Consider the following 17,822-nt stretch of genomic DNA (forward strand, 5'->3'; position numbering starts at 1 on the left):
TCTAACGTGGGTAGCTCCTTTTATATGTAAAGATACTGTAGAAAGGAGACACACATGGTTAATGATGAAAGAGTGAGTATCATATACGAAGGGGATGGTCAGAACAAAACCTTTGCATATCCCTATTCATTCACAAGGAAAGAGGACATTGTAGGTTATGTCATCAGTAATGGAAAAACAAAACGAGTTTCTACAAATTTTGAGTTTAATCCTACTAGTAAACAATATATGTATCCAAAGAATGGTACTCCACTTGCAAGGAATGAAAGTATATTGCTTACTAGAGAAACTCCACGGAATAATACATTACAGTTACCTAATGAACCGATTTATACAGCATTACAAGGGCAATTAGATAAGATTGTTCGCATGATACAGGAATTAGGCAGCCACCATAAGGGTATTCCATTACAAGTGCTATCAGAACAGTTTGATACCGTGATTCCTACACAAATAGGAAATGCTTATTTACGGGTCAACCGTGAAAGAAATGCCATAGAGCTTGTAGAAAATCCATTTGAAGGAGTGGAACGTATTACAAGCGAAATGACTACTACCAAAGCTAATATTGATAGAATTAAAGTGCAAATAGATGGAATCCACACAGAATCACTAACGATGTATGGTGAAATTAAAGAAAAGCTTAGTCGTGTAGATAGAGATACTGAAACATTGAAGGAAAGAGCCAAGCAAGAAATACGATCTACACAGCAGACCGTGTTACAAAGCTTAGAGCAAGTAGAAAGTGATATTACAAGACGATTAAAAAATAGTGATATCTTACAAAGTGTAGGAGCTGTAGAAACTAAAGCACGAGAAATAAAGGGTTATGTCGGAACTATGGAAAACTCCATAGCAGAATTACGTAACATACAATCCTCTACTATAGCTACTAAAGAAGAAATTAATCAATTAAAAGCAAGCGTTATTGAAAAGGCAATCGCTGCAGAAGGTCATGCACACAATTTAGAACAAGCTATAGAAGAAGTAAAGGGTATATCTAATGGGATTCAAAGCATGCAACAATCGATTCTTGATAAGAATAGAGAAGCTGAATCGATGAGGGATACTGTGAATCAGCTATTACAGGAATATAAAAGTTATGCGGCCACTATTGTAAGAGATATGCAAGGATATGTGTCTAGTGCTACATCAGAGGTGCAGAAAGCCAAAGAATGGGCCAATAAAGCTGGAGCAGCCAAAACTGGTAATTGGATAACAAAAGAAGAACTACAAAGTAAACTTAGTAATTGGGTAACAAAAGAAGAATTTCAAAGTAAAATTGGAAATTGTGTAACACAAACAGATCTACAAAGCAAAATAACTAACTGGGTGACAAAAGGTGAACTACAAACGATTCAAACGAATATAAAAAATGATATAAATCGTGAATTGATTGCCCCCTTAAAAGGAACTATTAAAAACGATATTGGGCATGACTTAATTTCTCCATTACAAGCATCGATTGAAGAAGGGAAAAGAAAGGTAAGTGATATAAATAATTCTATTGACACTAAAATTAGTGAACATAATGTAGACGCCACTGCACATAACCTTAACAAATACATGAGTATGAAGCCTATGCCTACAGGTATCAACGATTGGAATAATCTCACTGATACAGGAATGTATGAAGCAACAGCCAGTATGTGGGGATGGGAAAATGCACCAAACTCTAGCCGTGTTTACTACTACGGTGTAGTACAGGTAATTAAAAGTGATACCAATAAGATTACACAAGTATTCTATTCCTATGGTGCTAGTAATAAACCTTGTAATATTTGCTATCGAACCTTCTATACTGCATGGGATTCGTGGCATTATCATGGGGATTATGATGCAACCGTTACGGATATAACAAAACATAATGAAGGGTTAAACATTACAAAAAGTGATGTGACAACCGTTTTAAAGCTTTTAACAACAAATAAGGCAGATACAAATACAAGCCTTGCTCCGACATTGGCGGTGGTAAAAGAATTATTAAGTGATGTAGGAGAAAGCATAGGGCAATCGTTAAACGTACAAGTAAAAGAAGAGCAAGACAATGGAATGTATATCTTAATTGGGCAAGGAGAAAATACAGTCATTATACAATTTGGAGCTATACATATACTACATCCAACAGGAGCAGCGCAATATACAGCAACCTTTCCAATTGCATTTAGAAAAAGATGTTTTGGTATATTTTATAGCCACTTTTCCCAACGTACAGATGGGATGATAGCGCATGTTAATACAAAAAAGCTAGACATAACATCAGTCACAATTTCTGAAACCATTGGGGCGAAAAATGCAAGGCGTGCTGTTCTATATATGGCAATAGGTGTGTAAAGGAGGTTTATATGGAGAATAAATATATTTTTGTCTTAAATGAAAAAGGTCTCCGAGTAACTACCTACTTAATAGGTTTACATGGAGACACAGAAGAATCAGTATTAAGTTTTGCTAAAATGCAATATCCGAATTACACTTACCTAGTAGGTAATCAAGAAATGCAAAATGAATTTTATAATAATAAATGCTATCTCAACGGTAATTTTATCGACTATGTACCCGAACCCGTAGTACCTACTAAAGCGGAGCAGATTGCAGAGATTAAAGCCTACTATGATAAACGTTTTGAAACATTAGAACAGACGCTAGCAAGACGTACATTAAGCGGTGTTAGTGTAGAAGACTTACAAGCACAGTACAAAAAATTAACACAGGAAATGGTTACAAAGATTAAGGAGGTAAAGTAAATGGATAACTACGAAGTACACTCCAATATTCCCGTTATGCACTTTTGCGAGTGGTGTTATGCTACACTCAATCAAGATGGTACTTGTCCTACTGAGGGATGTATCCACAATGATTTAATGAATATGGAAGACAAAAAAGAGGAATAATGTTGTTTCAAAAGAGATGGTAGGAGTGATTATGAACAGAGCTAGAGATAAACCAGATCTGATGAGTTTTATTGTTTAGGCGTATTAAAAGGTAAAATGGTATACGATATGGGATTTTTAGAATCTCTACGAGATATTCTAGTAGAGTCATGGATTATAAAGGTGGGGCTATCCTTTGTGGGTAGTGCAGCTATATGGCTAATGAATTTAAAACACGTTCAAGTGCTGGGCGTGTTTATTTTATTAGTCTTATTTGATTTGCTGACTAGATGGGGAGCAATCGCCTATCAGATGTTAGTAGAAGCGGGAGCAGATAAAGAAAGTATATCTGCTTGGGATAAGTATGTAGCAATCATTCCTGCTTTTGAAAAGGGGTTAATTTCATCAAAACATATGAGAAAACCCTTTGTGACAAAGGTAATGACCTATGTATTTGCCACAGCCATAGGTTGGTGCTTTGATTTTATGGCAGGGAAAGAAGCCTTTGTAGTTAATTTAGTTTGGTTATATTTAGCCTCAGCAGAATTTTTAAGTGTCCTTGAAAATATGCGTGATGGTGGAAATGTAATGATGGGAAAGTTTTTAGATACCATCAGAGACATGATTGAAAGTAAGTTCAAATTTAAGTTATAAGGAGACATATATGAAAATTGGAAATTATTTTGAGGATTATGAATTTGCCTGTAAATGTCATCGACATAATGTAGTAGATGGGAAAAATGTATTAGATCATGTTATTGACAAACGTTTAGTAGATGTATTGGATAAAATCCGAGAACGTGTAGGACGACCAGTATATATCGAAAGTGGATATCGTTGTGAAGACCACAATCGTGAGGTAGGTGGAGTTCCTAACTCTCAACATGTATTAGGTACAGCTGCTGATATTACGGTAGACGATATTAGTATTGATGAATTAGCTGATATTGCCAAAGAGTGTGGTGCAGATGGTGTTGGTAGATATTATGGGTTACAATTTGTACACATTGATGTCCGAGGTTATGATGCGGAATGGGAACAATATTAGGAGGTTGAAATGTATGAAACAATTCTTTTATGGATTAAGAAACACACGATTATGTTTGCTGTTGGCGTTGGTACTATTATCTGTGCCATGTTATACATTTGCGGAACAGGAAGTGACCTTAACACAAAGCGAATACAAAACGCTCAGCAAGAACTTAGAAGAGCTCAACACAATCAACAAGAAGCAAGTAGACTCAATCGAGAGATTAGAGATGCAGTTGAACGTAGCGAAACTATCAACGAACGAATCGAAAGTAGCGTTACTAGAAGCGAAGCAGCTATTAGAAGAACAGAAGGAACAGTTGAGAGCATCCAAGGAGAAATTAAATCTACAAGAGCAGAAATTGACAGAGCAGCAAATCTCATTGGAGAAAGCCAATCTATACTTAGAAGAGCAGAAAGAAGAAATAAAGAAGTACAAGAAAAATAGTCAAAAGCACCGATTTATTGAGGTGCTTTTATTAGGAGGACTAGCCTATAAAATGTTTCGGTAACGTATAAAAAATAATTTATAACATTATCAATAAAAACTGTTTTTGGGAACGGTTGCACAACCGTTGCACAACCTTTTTTGCAAGAATAGCTTAATATCAATGGTTGATGGTAATATGTGCGTTATGTGTATCACAATGCCATCATGGATGTGGAAGAATAATAATATAGTATGAAAAAGCACTCCCTTGACGGGGAGTGCTTTGTGTATTGGTGAAAAAATATATAAAAGGAACTAGTCCCATCTGTACTTTTCATTTACATAATACAATGTCTGAATAAATCAGAATAGTTATTTTTAGATATATTGATCTAGTGAAGTTTTCCAATCTTTAGGAAAGCCCATACGTTTTACTAGTTCAGAAAAAATAGAAGGAGGTAGCTCACTTCCTAAATCAGTGATCTCCAATATAATGAGTCGAATCAAAGCTTTGTAATGCTTTTTAGATAGAAAAAAACGCAATAGCAAAATTAAACTATATACATTTCCAGAATAGGCAGGCGGTGATGACAAATAAAAGAATGAAGTAGATATAGCTTTGCCATTTCTATTTTTAGCAATATAGTCATAGATTTTGCCCTCATGAGCGCACATGTTTCTAAATGCTTTTATAGTATTGATAGCTTTGTTAAAATCCTCAATGTAATTGGAACTTATAAAACTATGATATTGGTTTGAATTGTGTTTAAATTCATTTTGTACAGAATCAATAATAGAAGATTGTATCTTTGAAGAGAGATTATAAAAAAGATTACATATTTGTCCTAGCGATAATTTAGTTACTAGTACCCATAATGGTAGTTCCTTGTGATTGTGAAAGTAATGGAAAAAAGGACCAGTTTTATTTTGGGCATCTGTATTATTTTTGGTTACATCAGATAATAAGGCAATTAGACTAGATGATTTTTCAAAACTTTTTGTCTGGAAATTATTAATATTTAAATATGGAAATGGCTCTTTACCGTGTTCAGAAGAAAAGTGATACGCAATTTTTGATTTTAAAGAATTTTCACATATTAACATATATTTAAGTAAAATATGACGAATATTTCTATCAAACTCATAAAGAGCATAAATTTGTTCAAAAGTAGTACCGGTTTTGAAGTAGTCATTTTTCAGTTGTTTTGTTTTTACTTGGTCTAAGAATATATTTTTATATCCATTAATAAGTTGGTAATAGTTTTCACGAATTAATATGGACTTTGCTTTAGATCCATCTTTAATGATTAGATTTCTAGAACGCAAGATTTTTAATTGTTTATTATGTGTTTGAAATGGTTTAGACATGTTATACCTCAAATAAAAAAGGGACTAAGTCATCCGCAGATAACTTAGTCCCCACAGTGTTCCCTCAGGTCCACTGTTTACTCGTTGTGACTTCAGTATACTACGGATAGGGAAAAAAATCAATTATTTTAAAACAATGAATCCTTTTGGTTTCTAAAACTTGCCAACTAATTACAGTATACCACTTTGAAAATAAAGTACAATGATTTACTACAAAAATCCACCATTCCATGCTATACTATAAGCAAGTAAATATTTTAGATTTGCAAGGGAGCCTATGTAATAGGCTGAGAAAGGACTATGAAGCACCTGACCTTTTGACCTGATCGGGATCATGCCCGCGTAGGAAGCACGCTGACATATGTGGGTATCGATGTAATGTCGATACCTGTTTGTGTATAGAGTACCCCAAATAGGCTCCTTTGTAATGAAAGGAGCTTTTTATGTTTTACACACAAATGCAAGCAGCCCAAAAAGGCATTGTTACCGACGCGATGAAAGTGGTAGCAGAAAAAGAAAACATGGATGTTGAAGTATTACGAGAATTAGTGGCAAAAGGTCATGTAACGATTCCGTGTAACAAACATCATACGTCTTTACAACCAGAAGGAATTGGTCAGAAGTTACGTACAAAAATCAATGTAAACTTAGGTACATCCAAAGACTGTACAGACTACGAAGAAGAAATGAAAAAAGTCCATCATGCAGTAGCATTAGGAGCTGAATCTATTATGGACTTGTCTACACATGGTGATACAAAAGTATTTCGCCGTCTATTGACTAAAGAATGTCCCGTAATGATTGGCACCGTGCCTATCTATGATAGCGTTATCCATCATCAGAAAGATTTAGGCGAATTGACGGCAGAAGATTTTATCTCTACCATCCGTCTCCATGCAGAAGATGGGGTAGACTTTGTTACATTACATTGTGGGATTACGCAACATACAGTGGAGCAAATTAAACGTCACAAACGAAAATTAAACATCGTCAGCCGTGGCGGTAGTTTAGTCTTTGCTTGGATGTCTATGACTGGTCAAGAGAATCCCTTCTATGAATACTATGATGAAATCTTGGACATTTGTGCAGAATATGATATGACAATTTCCCTTGGCGACGCCTGCCGCCCAGGTTGTCTAGCTGATGCCACAGATATCTGTCAAATCGAAGAACTCGTTCGTCTGGGTGAGTTAACAAAACGAGCTCGTGAACGTGGTGTGCAAGTGTTGGTAGAAGGCCCTGGTCATGTACCGTTGAATCAAGTACAAGCCAACATGGAAGTACAACAAACAATCTGCGATGGAGCCCCATTCTATGTACTAGGACCATTGGTAACAGACATTGCACCAGGCTATGACCATATTACAGCGGCTATCGGTGGTGCCGTGGCAGCCATGCATGGCGCAGCATTTCTTTGCTATGTAACACCAGCAGAACATTTGGCTTTACCTGACGAAAACGATGTGAAAGAAGGCATTATGGCTTTCAAAATCGCCGCACATGCCGCAGACATTGCAAAAGGTATTCCAAATGCACGAGATCGAGATGACCGCATGGCAGAGGCGCGCCAAAAACTAGATTGGGAGGCACAATATGCAGTAGCATTAGATCCTGAAAAAGCACGTCGCATCCGTGAAAGCCGTGCCCCAGAAGAAGGACACAAAGAAGCTTGTAGTATGTGCGGAAAATTCTGCGCTGTACGGAGCATCAACAAAGCCTTAGAGGGAGAGAAAATCGATATATTATAAGTGAGAAACGAAACAGCCAACTCTATTAAGGAGTTGGTTGTTTTGTACTTGCTTTTACCCCACATTTTGTGCTATACTAACCAAGTATGAATACACACGCAACTAGACTATCAGTTCTGTGCGCAATTTCGCGTTTGCTGAGGGATGAGGGTTGCGGAGGTTTTTTAACAGGAGGTGCCAACATGGCAGTAGTATCACTTAAACAATTATTAGAAGCTGGTGTTCACTTTGGACATCAAACAAGAAGATGGAATCCTAAAATGGCTAAATTCATCTTCACTGAACGTAATGGTATTTATATCATTGACCTTCAAAAAACTGTAAAAAAAGTAGAAGAAGCGTATGATTTCTTACGTGAAGTAGCTCAAGAAGGTAAAACAATCCTTTTCGTAGGTACTAAAAAACAAGCTCAAGAAGCTGTAAAAGAAGAAGCTCTTCGTGCGAATATGTACTTCGTTAACGAACGTTGGTTGGGCGGTATGTTGACTAACTTCAAAACTATCGAAGCTCGTATTAAACGCTTAAAACAATTAGAAAAAATGGCTGAAGATGGAACATTTGAAGTTCTTCCTAAAAAAGAAGTAATTCGTCTTCGTCATGAATGGGAAAAATTGGAAAAATATCTTGGCGGTATCAAAGATATGCCAGAAATGCCAGGCGCTCTTTTCGTAATCGATCCTAAAAAAGAAAAAATCGCTATCGCAGAAGCTAAAAAATTAGGTATTCCTGTAGTAGCTACTGTGGACACTAACTGTGATCCAGACGAAGTTGATTTCCCTATCCCAGCAAATGATGACGCTATTCGTGCAGTTAAATTATTAGCTGGTAAAATGGCTGATGCTATTTTAGAAGGCCGTCAAGGTGAACAAGACGCTTTCGGTACAGAAACTGCTTCCGAAGAAGCATAAGAATCTGTAAGTTTATTTAACAATATATACAGACATAGTCTTAATTGATAAATAAGTAATAACGATGTAAAATTAAGGTAAGGCTAAGGTCTTACCTTAATTATTTATAGGAGGAAAAATCATGGCTCAAATTACAGCAGCTTTAGTAAAAGAATTACGCGACATGACTGGCGCAGGTATGATGGATGCTAAAAAAGCATTGGTAGAAGTTGATGGCGATATCCAAAAAGCAGTTGACTTCCTTCGTGAAAAAGGCTTAGCAGCGGCAGCAAAAAAAGCTGGTCGTATCGCAGCCGAAGGTGTAGTTGCATCTTACATTCACGGTGGTGGACGTATCGGTGTATTAGTAGAAATCAACTGTGAAACAGACTTCGTTGCTAAAACTGATGACTTCCAAGCTCTTTGCAAAGACGTAGCAATGCAAATCGCAGCAGCTAGCCCAACATACTTAAAACGTGAAGACGTTCCAGCTGATGTAATCGAACACGAAAAAGCTGTATTGATGGAACAAGCTAAAGTAGAAGCTGAAGAAGACGTAAAAGCAGGTCGTAAACCAAAACCAGAAGCAGTTCTTGAAAAAATGGTAGCAGGCCGCGTTGAAAAATTCTATAAAGAAAACTGCCTATTAGAACAAGTTTTCATTAAAGACGGTGAAAAAACTGTACAAGCTATGATTAATGAAGCAATCGCTAAAATCGGTGAAAACATTAACGTACGTCGTTATGTTCGCTACGCATTAGGCGAAGGTATCGAAAAGAAACAAGACGATTTCGTTGCAGAAGTTATGGCTACTGTAGGTAAATAAGTACGGAGATAAGAGAACACCGCAAGTGTTCTCTTATTTTTGAATTATTTGTTAGAAACGCGTCATAAGGAGAAGGACATGAGTGAACGTAAATTTAAACGTATTGTATTAAAACTTAGCGGTGAGGCCCTAGCAGGAGATCAAGGATTTGGTATTAACCCACAAGTGGTAGAACCATTGGCGCAAGAGATTGCCACACTTTCCAAAGAAAGTGGTATTGAAATTGCTATCGTTGTTGGTGGCGGTAATATCTGGCGTGGTCTATCTGGTAGTGCTAAAGGTATGGATCGTGCATCTGCTGATTATATGGGTATGATTGCCACAGTGATGAATGCTATCGCATTACAAGATGCCCTTGAAAATGCGGGCGTAGCAACTCGTGTTCAAACAGCCATAGAAATGCAAGAAGTAGCAGAACCATACATTCGTCGTCGTGCCATTCGTCATTTAGAAAAAGGTCGTATTGTTATCTTCGCAGCAGGCACTGGTAATCCATACTTTTCCACAGATACAACAGCTGCCTTGCGCGCTGCAGAAATTGAAGCAGATGCTATCTTGATGGCGAAAAAATTTGCTGATGGCGTATACGATTCCGATCCTAAAACAAATCCAAATGCTGTAAAATTCGATGAATTGACATATATGGATGTAATCAGCAAAGAATTGAAGGTAATGGATGCTACATCCACAACATTATGTAAAGATAATCATATTCCTATAGTTGTATTTAGCATGGATATTCCTGGTAACATCACTCGTGCTGCTAAGGGAGAAGCCATTGGTACTATCGTAAAATAAAAGGTGAACACTATGGAAATTAAAGAAATTATTAGCCGCGAAGAAGCGCGCATGGACAAAACAATTGAATCCTTAAAACATGAATTTGCTAATGTACGCACAGGTCGTGCGCATACATCTTTATTGGATTCTGTGATGGTTGATTACTACGGAGCGCCGACTCCTGTAAACCAAGTAGCGAATGTATCTGCTCCAGATCCACGTATGATTTTAATCGCTCCATGGGATAAAACTCTAATTGGTGCTATTGAAAAAGCTATCTTAACATCTGACTTAGGATTAAATCCTAACAACGATGGTGAGTCCATTCGTTTGGCGATTCCTCAGTTAACGGAAGAACGTCGTAAAGATTTGGTAAAAGTAGTCAGCAAAAAGGCAGAAGATGCAAAAGTTGCTATCCGCAACATTCGTCGTGATGCTAATGATGCGATCAAAAAAGAAGAAAAAGCGAAAACAATTACAGAAGACGTGTCAAAAGATGGACAAGATCAAGTTCAAAAATTGACTGACAAAAAAATCAAAGTAATTGATGAACTTCGCGATACAAAAGAAAAGGATGTTATGTCTGTCTAATGGAACATACATCTATTTTGGGATTTCCATGGCAGCTTGCACAGTCTCTTTTGCAGGCTGCCTCTATCCCTTTTACTACAAAAATAGAAAAGAACTATAATCGGTTCTTTTCCATTTCTTCCGAAGAATGTTATGTAGGCCGTGTCATAGTAAAAGAAGGCACATGGGAGATAGTTCTCTTTCATCCTATGGTAGCCAGTTATGTGGCGCAGTCGAGTGAGGTACAATATGCTAAAAAACTTATGGAAGAAAAGTAAACATCAAGAGAGACCGACTATAGATCCAGCGAATATTCCAGAACATATTGCTATTATCATGGACGGTAACGGTAGATGGGCAAAGCGTAAAGGTATGCCACGGAGTATGGGTCATCGCGCAGGTGCGGAAGTATTAAAAGATATTGTGAAAGCAGCCCAAGGATTTGGTGTGAAAGCATTGACTGTCTATGGTTTTTCCACTGAAAACTGGAAACGACCAGAAGAAGAAGTCAGCCTCTTAATGGGTCTTATTAAAGAGTATTTACTTTCAAATGTAAAACGTATGCATGCGGAAGGTGTGCGCATTCGTTTTGTGGGAGATATAACCAAGTTATCTGAAGAGTTACAAGGAATTATCAAAGAATCTGAAGAGTTAACACAAGATAATAAGGGAATCACACTGCAATTAGCAATCAACTATGGGGGACGTGACGAACTCACAAGAGCTACAAAACAGATTGTCCAAGATGTGGCAAAGGGCGTTATCAATGAGGAAGATATTACAGAAACATTGATTTCTTCCTACTTAGATACAAAAGAATTTGACCGTGTGGATTTACTGATTAGACCAAGTAATGATGCACGAATTAGCAATTTCTTGTTATGGCAAATTGCCTATGCCGAGTTCTGGTTTACCCCTTTGCATTGGCCAGATTTTACGCCCCAGGTGTTGGAAGAAGCCATCTTGGCATACCAACAACGAGAGCGTAGATTTGGTGGTTTAAAAGAGGAGAAATAATATGTTAAAAACCCGTCTCATCACAGCTTTGATTGGCGTTGTCTTGTTGGCGGTTGCCATCACCTATGGGGGACTATTTTTTAATCTTGTGATGTCTGTATTGGCATTCATCGGTTGGGTTGAGTGTGTCAGCTTATTCCGTCATATGAAACGTCGATTACTTCCACTATGGGGATTGATTTATATAGTTCTTGTATGTGGTTCCTTGGTGTTTGGTAATTATCCATTAGCTGTATTCCTAGGCATTTTGGTGATGTTAGCTATGGTCATTGAATACACCTTCTGCAACGGGAAAATAACGCTTCCAACAGTACAATCTACGATCAGTAGTTTGTTGTATGTTACCAGTGGCTTTATGGCATTGATGGTGTTGCGTGATAATAGAATCTATGAAAATACTAGCTATTATGCAGGTCAAGAAGACTTTGGTACGGCTGTCATTTGGCTTGTACTCATATCGATTTGGGCCAGTGATACCTTCGCTTATTTTGTAGGGCGTGCCATTGGTAAACGAAACATCGTACCAACGATTAGTCCTAATAAAACATTAGAAGGATTTATTGGTGGTTTCATCGGTTGTATTTTGACAGGGTGGATTGGAGCTATTTGCCTAGGCTTACCAATTAATTTTGGCTTAGGTATTGGTATTATTGTAGGTGTATTGGCACCATTAGGGGATTTGTTTGAATCGAAGTTAAAACGCCAAGCACATAAAAAAGATTCAGGTACATTATTGCCAGGCCATGGTGGTGTTTTAGACCGCTTTGACAGTCTATTGTTTGCTGCACCATTGGTGTTGGCATACATTCTTATGCTGTAATGATTTAATTATAGGGAGACCTTTATGAAAGCTATAAGTATCTTAGGCTCCACAGGGTCTATTGGGACACAAACCTTAGATGTAGTTCGTCAACATCCAGATCAATTTCAAGCAGTGGCTTTAGTAACACACAGAAATATTGATTTACTAGAACAACAAATAGCTGAATTTAAGCCAATTATGGTGGGTGTTGTAGATGAAAAGGCATATATACAATTAAGAGAACGCTATGATGGACCCACAGAAATTATTGGTGGTAAAGAAGCCTTATCTGTAGCGGCAACTTTGCCAGAAGCGACTATGGTAGTTACTGCTGTAGTAGGGGCAGCCGGTATTGAGCCAACGATGGCGGCGATTCGGGCACAAAAAACGATTGGACTTGCTAATAAAGAAACGTTAGTAGCTTGTGGATTTTTAATTACAAAAGCTGCCCAAGACAATGGTGTGTCAATTTTACCTATTGATAGTGAACATAGTGCTATCTTTCAATGTTTGGAAGGGCAAGATAGAAGTAATGTTGAAAAATTAATCATCACAGCTTCAGGTGGTGCTTTGCGACATTGGAAGTCAGAAGATCTCTATGGAGCCACAGCGAAGGATTGTTTAGCGCACCCTACATGGAACATGGGTAGTAAGATTACCATCGATTCTGCCACTCTATTTAATAAAGGACTAGAAGTCATTGAGGCCCATTGGTTATTTGATTTCGATTATGACCATATTGATGTGGTGGTGCATCCACAGAGTATTGTGCACTCTATGATTCAAATGAAAGATGGCGCTATGTTGGCACAATTAGGGAATCCAGATATGCGGGAGCCTATCCAATATGCGATGACCTATCCGAAACGGTATCCATTACAAATGGAACATTTAGATTTTACCAAGGGATTAGACCTTCAGTTTATGGCACCTCGGTGGGATGATTTTCCTGCCTTACGACTCGCTTTCACAGTGGGAAAAGAAGGCGGTTATGCACCTGCTGTATTCAATGCAGCCAATGAAATGGCTGTGTATGCCTTACTGGATGGAAAAATTACCTATGGACATATATATGAAGTAGTTTCTACCGTTCTTGAGCACATGAAAAATGGCTTACCTACATCTATAGAAGATGTACTTGCTATGGATGCCTGGGCTAGACAAGAAGCTAGAAAAGAAATACAAAGGAGAAGTGCATGTTAATTACAATTTTAGGTGCTGTCTTCGTATTCGGCGTTATTGTTATGATTCACGAATTGGGGCACTTTCTAACGGCGAAGGCCTGTGGCATGCGTGTTGATGAATTTGCGATCGGCATTGGTCCTAATGTTCTGCAAAAGAAAAAAGGAGAAACATTATACTCCTTACGGTTGTTACCACTAGGTGGATTCAATAAAATTGCAGGCATGGATCCATCGGAAGATGCAGGGGATCGTGGATTCAACAGTAAACCTGTGTGGCAGCGATTCATCGTTATCGCAGCAGGTGCAACATTTAACTTTTTATTGGCTATCGTGATATACTTTTTTGTCTTTGCCTTTCATGGAACCACAGTACCATCTCATGAACCGATTATTGGAGATGTGATGGCGGGCAATCCTGCGGCTACGGCGGGTATCCAAAAAGGAGACAAGATTGTATCTATTAACGGACAAACTATCCAAGAATGGAAAGATATTACAACAGCCTTACAAGGTCATAGCAATCATGTCGTATCTATCACATTAGATAGACAGGGTGAAATCCTATCTACTACGGTGATTCCTAGCGAATCTGGGGATCGTGCTGTGATTGGTATCAACCCAGTGTTAGATGTAAAGGAATATGGTATTGGTGAATCTGCCGTGAATGCTGTGACACATACAGGCTCTACTATTAAGGAAATGGTACAAGGCTTATGGAGTATTATCACTGGACAAAGTAAGGGCGATGTTGCGGGTCCAATCGGTGTTGCACAAATGGCTGGTCAAGTGGCTCAACATGGTTTTATTAGCTTGCTGTTATTTACGGCTTTATTAAGTTTAAATCTAGGTGTCATCAATCTATTGCCAATTCCAGTATTAGATGGTGGACATTTAGTATTGTTAATCCTAGAAGGTATTACAGGTCGTAAGTTGCCAGAAAAAGCGTTACAATACATCCAAATGACTGGCGTAGGGTTATTGTTATTAGTGTTTGTATATTCTACATTCCAAGATATTCTACGATTATTTTAGAGGTATACTATGATAGAACGTAAACCGACAAAAGGTATTCAAGTGGGTACCGTACATATTGGAAATCATGCACCAGTTAGTATTCAATCTATGATTACTACGAACCCTATAAAAGTGGAGCAATCTATTGAAGAAATTAATCGTCTTGCTACAGCAGGATGTGAATTAGTTCGTCTAGCTGTTCCTGATATGGCAGCAGCCAAAGCTATTAAAGATATCAAGGAACGTGCTATGATTCCTCTGATTGCTGATATCCATTTTGACTATCGCTTGGCTTTACAGGCTATCGATAGTGGTATTGATGGTCTTCGTATTAACCCTGGCAATATAGGCAGTATCGATAATGTGGTGAAAGTCGTAGAAAAAGCCAAACCTAAATTGATTCCTATTCGAATTGGTGTCAATGCGGGGTCTTTACCACAACATGTATTAGATGCTCACGGAGGACATCCTACAGCTGACGGTATGGTAGAGACAGCTTTGGAACATATTCGCATTTTGGAATCTTTAGAGTACGATCAAATGAAAGTTTCCATTAAAGCTACTGATGTACCTTTAATGATTGAAGCATACCGCAAATTATCTAGTAAAATACCATATCCATTGCATTTAGGAGTAACGGAAGCAGGTACTATTAAACAAGGAACGATTAAATCGGCTATCGGTATTGGAACTCTATTAGCAGACGGAATCGGTGATACAATCCGTGTATCTCTAACTGGTGACCCAATTCATGAGGTAGAAGTAGCCAAAACTATTTTAAGCTCTTTAGAACTTCGTACTTTTGGAGCCACTATGATTTCTTGTCCTACATGTGGACGTTGCCAAGTGAACCTATTCAATATGGCAGATATTGTAGAAGAGCGGTTGAAATCTATCAAAGCTCCCATTCGTGTGGCTGTGATGGGTTGTGTCGTAAATGGTCCAGGAGAAGCGCGAGAAGCGGATTTTGGCATTGCAGGTGGCAATGGACAAGGCATTATTTTCCGTAAAGGGAAAGTGTTAAAAACAGTACCTGAACAAGAGTTAGTAGATACATTGTTTGCTGAAATCGATCAATATCTTTTAACGTTAGAATAAAAGTAGAAATATAAAGGAGTTAGTTATGTTAGCAAGTCGCTTATATGCACCAACATTACGTGAAATGCCATCTGATGCTGATGTAATCAGTCAACAATTAATGTTGCGCGCTGGCTTTGTTCGTAAAGTAGCTGGTGGTTTATATACCTATTTACCATTAGCATGGCGCAGTATTCATAAAATTAATGAGATCATTCGTGAAGAAATGGAAGCTATCAATAGCCAAGAAATCATGATGCCGATCTTACAACCTAGTGAACTATGGGAAGAGTCTGGTCGTTGGGCTGCATACGGCGCAGAAATGATGCGCATGTCTGACCGTCATGGCCGTGAATATTGCTTAGGACCAACTCATGAAGAAATGGTTACTAATTTAGTGCGAGGGGAAGTCAATTCCTATCGTCAATTACCATTGAGTTTATACCAAATCCAAAACAAATATCGCGATGAACGTCGCCCACGTTATGGCTTAATGCGTAGCCGTGAGTTTATTATGAAAGATGCCTATTCCTTCGACATCGATGAAGAAGGTATGAGTAAATCTTTCTGGGATATGTATGAGGCATATACGAATATTTTCAAACGTTGTGGCTTAACATGTAAACCAGTAGAAGCAGATAATGGTGCTATAGGTGGTTCTGGCAGCTTTGAGTTCATGGCATTGGCGGAATCTGGTGAGGCAGATGTGATTCACTGTACGAAATGTGATTATGCTGCGAATATTGAAATTGGACAGCCAAAAGCATTGGAAGTGGATACAGAAGAAGCTAAGGCATTGGAAACTGTATCTACACCAGATGCGAAATCCATTCAAGCCGTAGCCGATATGTTGCAATTGCCATTGGAAAAGACAATCAAAGCAGTGGTCTACAACATTGAAGGCAAAGTGATTCTTGCTATTGTTCGCGGTGACCATGAAGTGAATGAAATCGCTGTACAACGAGCTGTAGATGGTGGTATTGAACCAGAAATGGCTACTCCAGAAGATTTAGCACGTGTTGGATTAACAGCAGGATTCATTAGCCCAGTAGGACTTTCACAATCAGAAGAGTTCGCCATCGTAGTAGATGAAACAGTGATGAATTTACACAATGTATGTGGCGGCGCTAACACAGCAGATGCCCATTATATCAATATCAATCCTAACCGTGATTTCAATGTGGATGACATCATCGTGGCACCAATTCGTTTGATTACCCTAGACGATCCATGCCCGAAATGTGGTGGCGCACTTCGCATCGACAAAGGTATCGAAGTAGGTCAAGTATTCAAACTGGGTACGAAGTACTCCGAATCTATGAATGCCACTGTATTGAACCAAGGTGGTCGCCCAACGCCATTCCAAATGGGTTGTTATGGTATCGGTGTAGGCCGTACATTGGCGGCTGCTATTGAACAAAGCTATGATGAACATGGTATCATCTGGCCAGTAGCCATTGCTCCATTTGAGGTTGTTATCGTTCCGATTAATGCGAAAGATGAGGCCTTGATGGAAGTAAGTGAGCGTTTGTATAAAGAAATGAAACAGGCCGGTGTTGATGTTCTATTGGATGACCGTAAAGATCGTGCAGGTGTTAAATTTAAAGATGCTGATCTAATTGGTTATCCTGTACGTATTACGGTAAGTAAAAATACTATCGAATCTGGTGAAGTAGAATTGCGTGTTCGCAAAGATGGTTCTACAAGCACTGTTAAAATCGATGAAGTGACGACATCCGTACAAGGATTACTTCGTCTGTTGAAAGATAGATATACCTTATAATCAAATACTGAATATATGACTAAGAGCTGCCTCATCTACGGATGGGGCAGTTTTTTGGTAATTTCTAATTGCGTTAAATGAATATAAGATGAAGTTGTGCAAATAGGGAAAATTATTGTATAAAATACTAGATTAATCTAGTAAGATGGTGTAATATAAAATTATCTTAACTGAAAATACATGGCAGTTCCAATGGTTGAAGAAATAGTATTTTATAGCAAAGTATATATGGTATCACATCAATAGTAGTGGAGTTATGGGCTATACGAAAATAATGGAAGGGTTCGGCTAAGTATTAGTAGAAATATATAATACATTAAATGTAACATCAAAAGAGACACATTATGTGTTAGAAGACGAGTTAGTGTAAAATGTTTGTGGGAAAATAAAATAGCAAAAGAAGGTCATCCTTTGTTACAATGAATGTGTTCAAATAA

At 38.1% G+C, this 17,822-nt stretch carries 19 protein-coding genes and 1 riboswitch; of the genes, 18 read left to right on the forward strand and 1 reads right to left on the reverse strand.

The window, feature by feature from the left end:
- Window positions 1-54: 54 nt before the first annotated feature.
- The 6 genes from EO125_RS06675 (at window position 55) to EO125_RS06695 (ending at window position 4,347) form a co-directional block, all read left to right on the forward strand.
- A complete protein-coding gene (locus EO125_RS06675; RefSeq protein ID WP_127148205.1) occupies window positions 55-2,334 on the forward strand; it encodes a pyocin knob domain-containing protein in 2,280 nt (759 codons plus the stop codon).
- Between the two features lie 11 nt (window positions 2,335-2,345).
- Window positions 2,346-2,744: a hypothetical protein gene (locus EO125_RS06680; protein ID WP_127148206.1), complete on the forward strand. Its 399-nt coding sequence runs from the start codon at window positions 2,346-2,348 to the stop codon at window positions 2,742-2,744.
- Window positions 2,745-2,891, forward strand: coding sequence for a hypothetical protein (locus tag EO125_RS09870; protein ID WP_164726465.1), 147 nt, complete (start codon window positions 2,745-2,747; stop codon window positions 2,889-2,891).
- Window positions 2,892-2,999: 108 nt separating this feature from the next.
- Window positions 3,000-3,524, forward strand: a complete 525-nt coding sequence (locus EO125_RS06685; RefSeq protein ID WP_240630452.1) for a phage holin family protein — start codon at window positions 3,000-3,002, stop codon at window positions 3,522-3,524.
- Between the two features lie 10 nt (window positions 3,525-3,534).
- On the forward strand, window positions 3,535-3,918 hold the full coding sequence (locus EO125_RS06690; protein WP_127148208.1) for a D-Ala-D-Ala carboxypeptidase family metallohydrolase: 384 nt from the start codon (window positions 3,535-3,537) through the stop codon (window positions 3,916-3,918).
- Window positions 3,919-3,927: 9 nt separating this feature from the next.
- Entirely contained in the window at window positions 3,928-4,347 is a 420-nt protein-coding gene (locus EO125_RS06695; RefSeq protein ID WP_127148209.1) for a hypothetical protein, read from the forward strand.
- 360 nt (window positions 4,348-4,707) lie between these two features.
- Here EO125_RS06695 and EO125_RS06700 read toward each other — a convergent pair whose 3' ends face one another.
- On the reverse strand, window positions 4,708-5,697 hold the full coding sequence (locus tag EO125_RS06700; protein WP_127148210.1) for an Abi family protein: 990 nt from the start codon (window positions 5,695-5,697) through the stop codon (window positions 4,708-4,710).
- Between the two features lie 257 nt (window positions 5,698-5,954).
- A riboswitch (TPP riboswitch) is annotated at window positions 5,955-6,063 on the forward strand.
- A gap of 77 nt (window positions 6,064-6,140) precedes the next feature.
- Between EO125_RS06700 and thiC the strand changes: the two genes are divergently transcribed.
- The 12 genes from thiC (at window position 6,141) to EO125_RS06760 (ending at window position 17,385) form a co-directional block, all read left to right on the forward strand.
- Window positions 6,141-7,445, forward strand: coding sequence for a phosphomethylpyrimidine synthase ThiC (thiC, locus tag EO125_RS06705; RefSeq protein WP_127135238.1), 1,305 nt, complete (start codon window positions 6,141-6,143; stop codon window positions 7,443-7,445).
- Window positions 7,446-7,627: 182 nt separating this feature from the next.
- Window positions 7,628-8,353: a 30S ribosomal protein S2 gene (gene rpsB, locus EO125_RS06710; RefSeq protein ID WP_062402636.1), complete on the forward strand. Its 726-nt coding sequence runs from the start codon at window positions 7,628-7,630 to the stop codon at window positions 8,351-8,353.
- A gap of 121 nt (window positions 8,354-8,474) precedes the next feature.
- Window positions 8,475-9,158 carry a translation elongation factor Ts gene (gene tsf, locus EO125_RS06715; RefSeq protein ID WP_127148211.1) on the forward strand — a complete coding sequence of 228 codons (684 nt, stop codon included), beginning with the start codon at window positions 8,475-8,477 and terminating at the stop codon, window positions 9,156-9,158.
- Window positions 9,159-9,236: 78 nt separating this feature from the next.
- The gene (gene pyrH, locus EO125_RS06720; protein ID WP_127148212.1) at window positions 9,237-9,956 is read left to right on the forward strand and encodes a UMP kinase; all 720 of its coding nucleotides are present in this window, start codon (window positions 9,237-9,239) and stop codon (window positions 9,954-9,956) included.
- Window positions 9,957-9,968: 12 nt separating this feature from the next.
- Window positions 9,969-10,529 carry a ribosome recycling factor gene (frr, locus tag EO125_RS06725; protein ID WP_127148213.1) on the forward strand — a complete coding sequence of 187 codons (561 nt, stop codon included), beginning with the start codon at window positions 9,969-9,971 and terminating at the stop codon, window positions 10,527-10,529.
- Window positions 10,529-10,786, forward strand: a complete 258-nt coding sequence (locus tag EO125_RS06730) for a hypothetical protein (RefSeq protein ID WP_127148214.1) — start codon at window positions 10,529-10,531, stop codon at window positions 10,784-10,786. The genes frr and EO125_RS06730 overlap by 1 nt, the downstream gene beginning before the upstream one ends.
- On the forward strand, window positions 10,758-11,525 hold the full coding sequence (locus EO125_RS06735; RefSeq protein ID WP_127148215.1) for an isoprenyl transferase: 768 nt from the start codon (window positions 10,758-10,760) through the stop codon (window positions 11,523-11,525). The genes EO125_RS06730 and EO125_RS06735 overlap by 29 nt, the downstream gene beginning before the upstream one ends.
- Before the next feature lies 1 nt (window position 11,526).
- Window positions 11,527-12,345 carry a phosphatidate cytidylyltransferase gene (locus EO125_RS06740; protein ID WP_127148216.1) on the forward strand — a complete coding sequence of 273 codons (819 nt, stop codon included), beginning with the start codon at window positions 11,527-11,529 and terminating at the stop codon, window positions 12,343-12,345.
- 24 nt (window positions 12,346-12,369) lie between these two features.
- Window positions 12,370-13,530, forward strand: a complete 1,161-nt coding sequence (locus EO125_RS06745) for a 1-deoxy-D-xylulose-5-phosphate reductoisomerase (protein WP_127148217.1) — start codon at window positions 12,370-12,372, stop codon at window positions 13,528-13,530.
- Window positions 13,524-14,543, forward strand: a complete 1,020-nt coding sequence (gene rseP, locus EO125_RS06750; RefSeq protein ID WP_127148218.1) for an RIP metalloprotease RseP — start codon at window positions 13,524-13,526, stop codon at window positions 14,541-14,543. The genes EO125_RS06745 and rseP overlap by 7 nt, the downstream gene beginning before the upstream one ends.
- A gap of 9 nt (window positions 14,544-14,552) precedes the next feature.
- Window positions 14,553-15,623 carry a flavodoxin-dependent (E)-4-hydroxy-3-methylbut-2-enyl-diphosphate synthase gene (ispG, locus tag EO125_RS06755; RefSeq protein ID WP_127148219.1) on the forward strand — a complete coding sequence of 357 codons (1,071 nt, stop codon included), beginning with the start codon at window positions 14,553-14,555 and terminating at the stop codon, window positions 15,621-15,623.
- A gap of 25 nt (window positions 15,624-15,648) precedes the next feature.
- Entirely contained in the window at window positions 15,649-17,385 is a 1,737-nt protein-coding gene (locus EO125_RS06760; protein WP_127148220.1) for a proline--tRNA ligase, read from the forward strand.
- The last annotated feature ends 437 nt before the right edge of the window (window positions 17,386-17,822 follow it).

The organism is Veillonella sp. VA139, from assembly GCF_003992005.1.
In the GTDB taxonomy this organism is placed as follows: domain Bacteria; phylum Bacillota; class Negativicutes; order Veillonellales; family Veillonellaceae; genus F0422.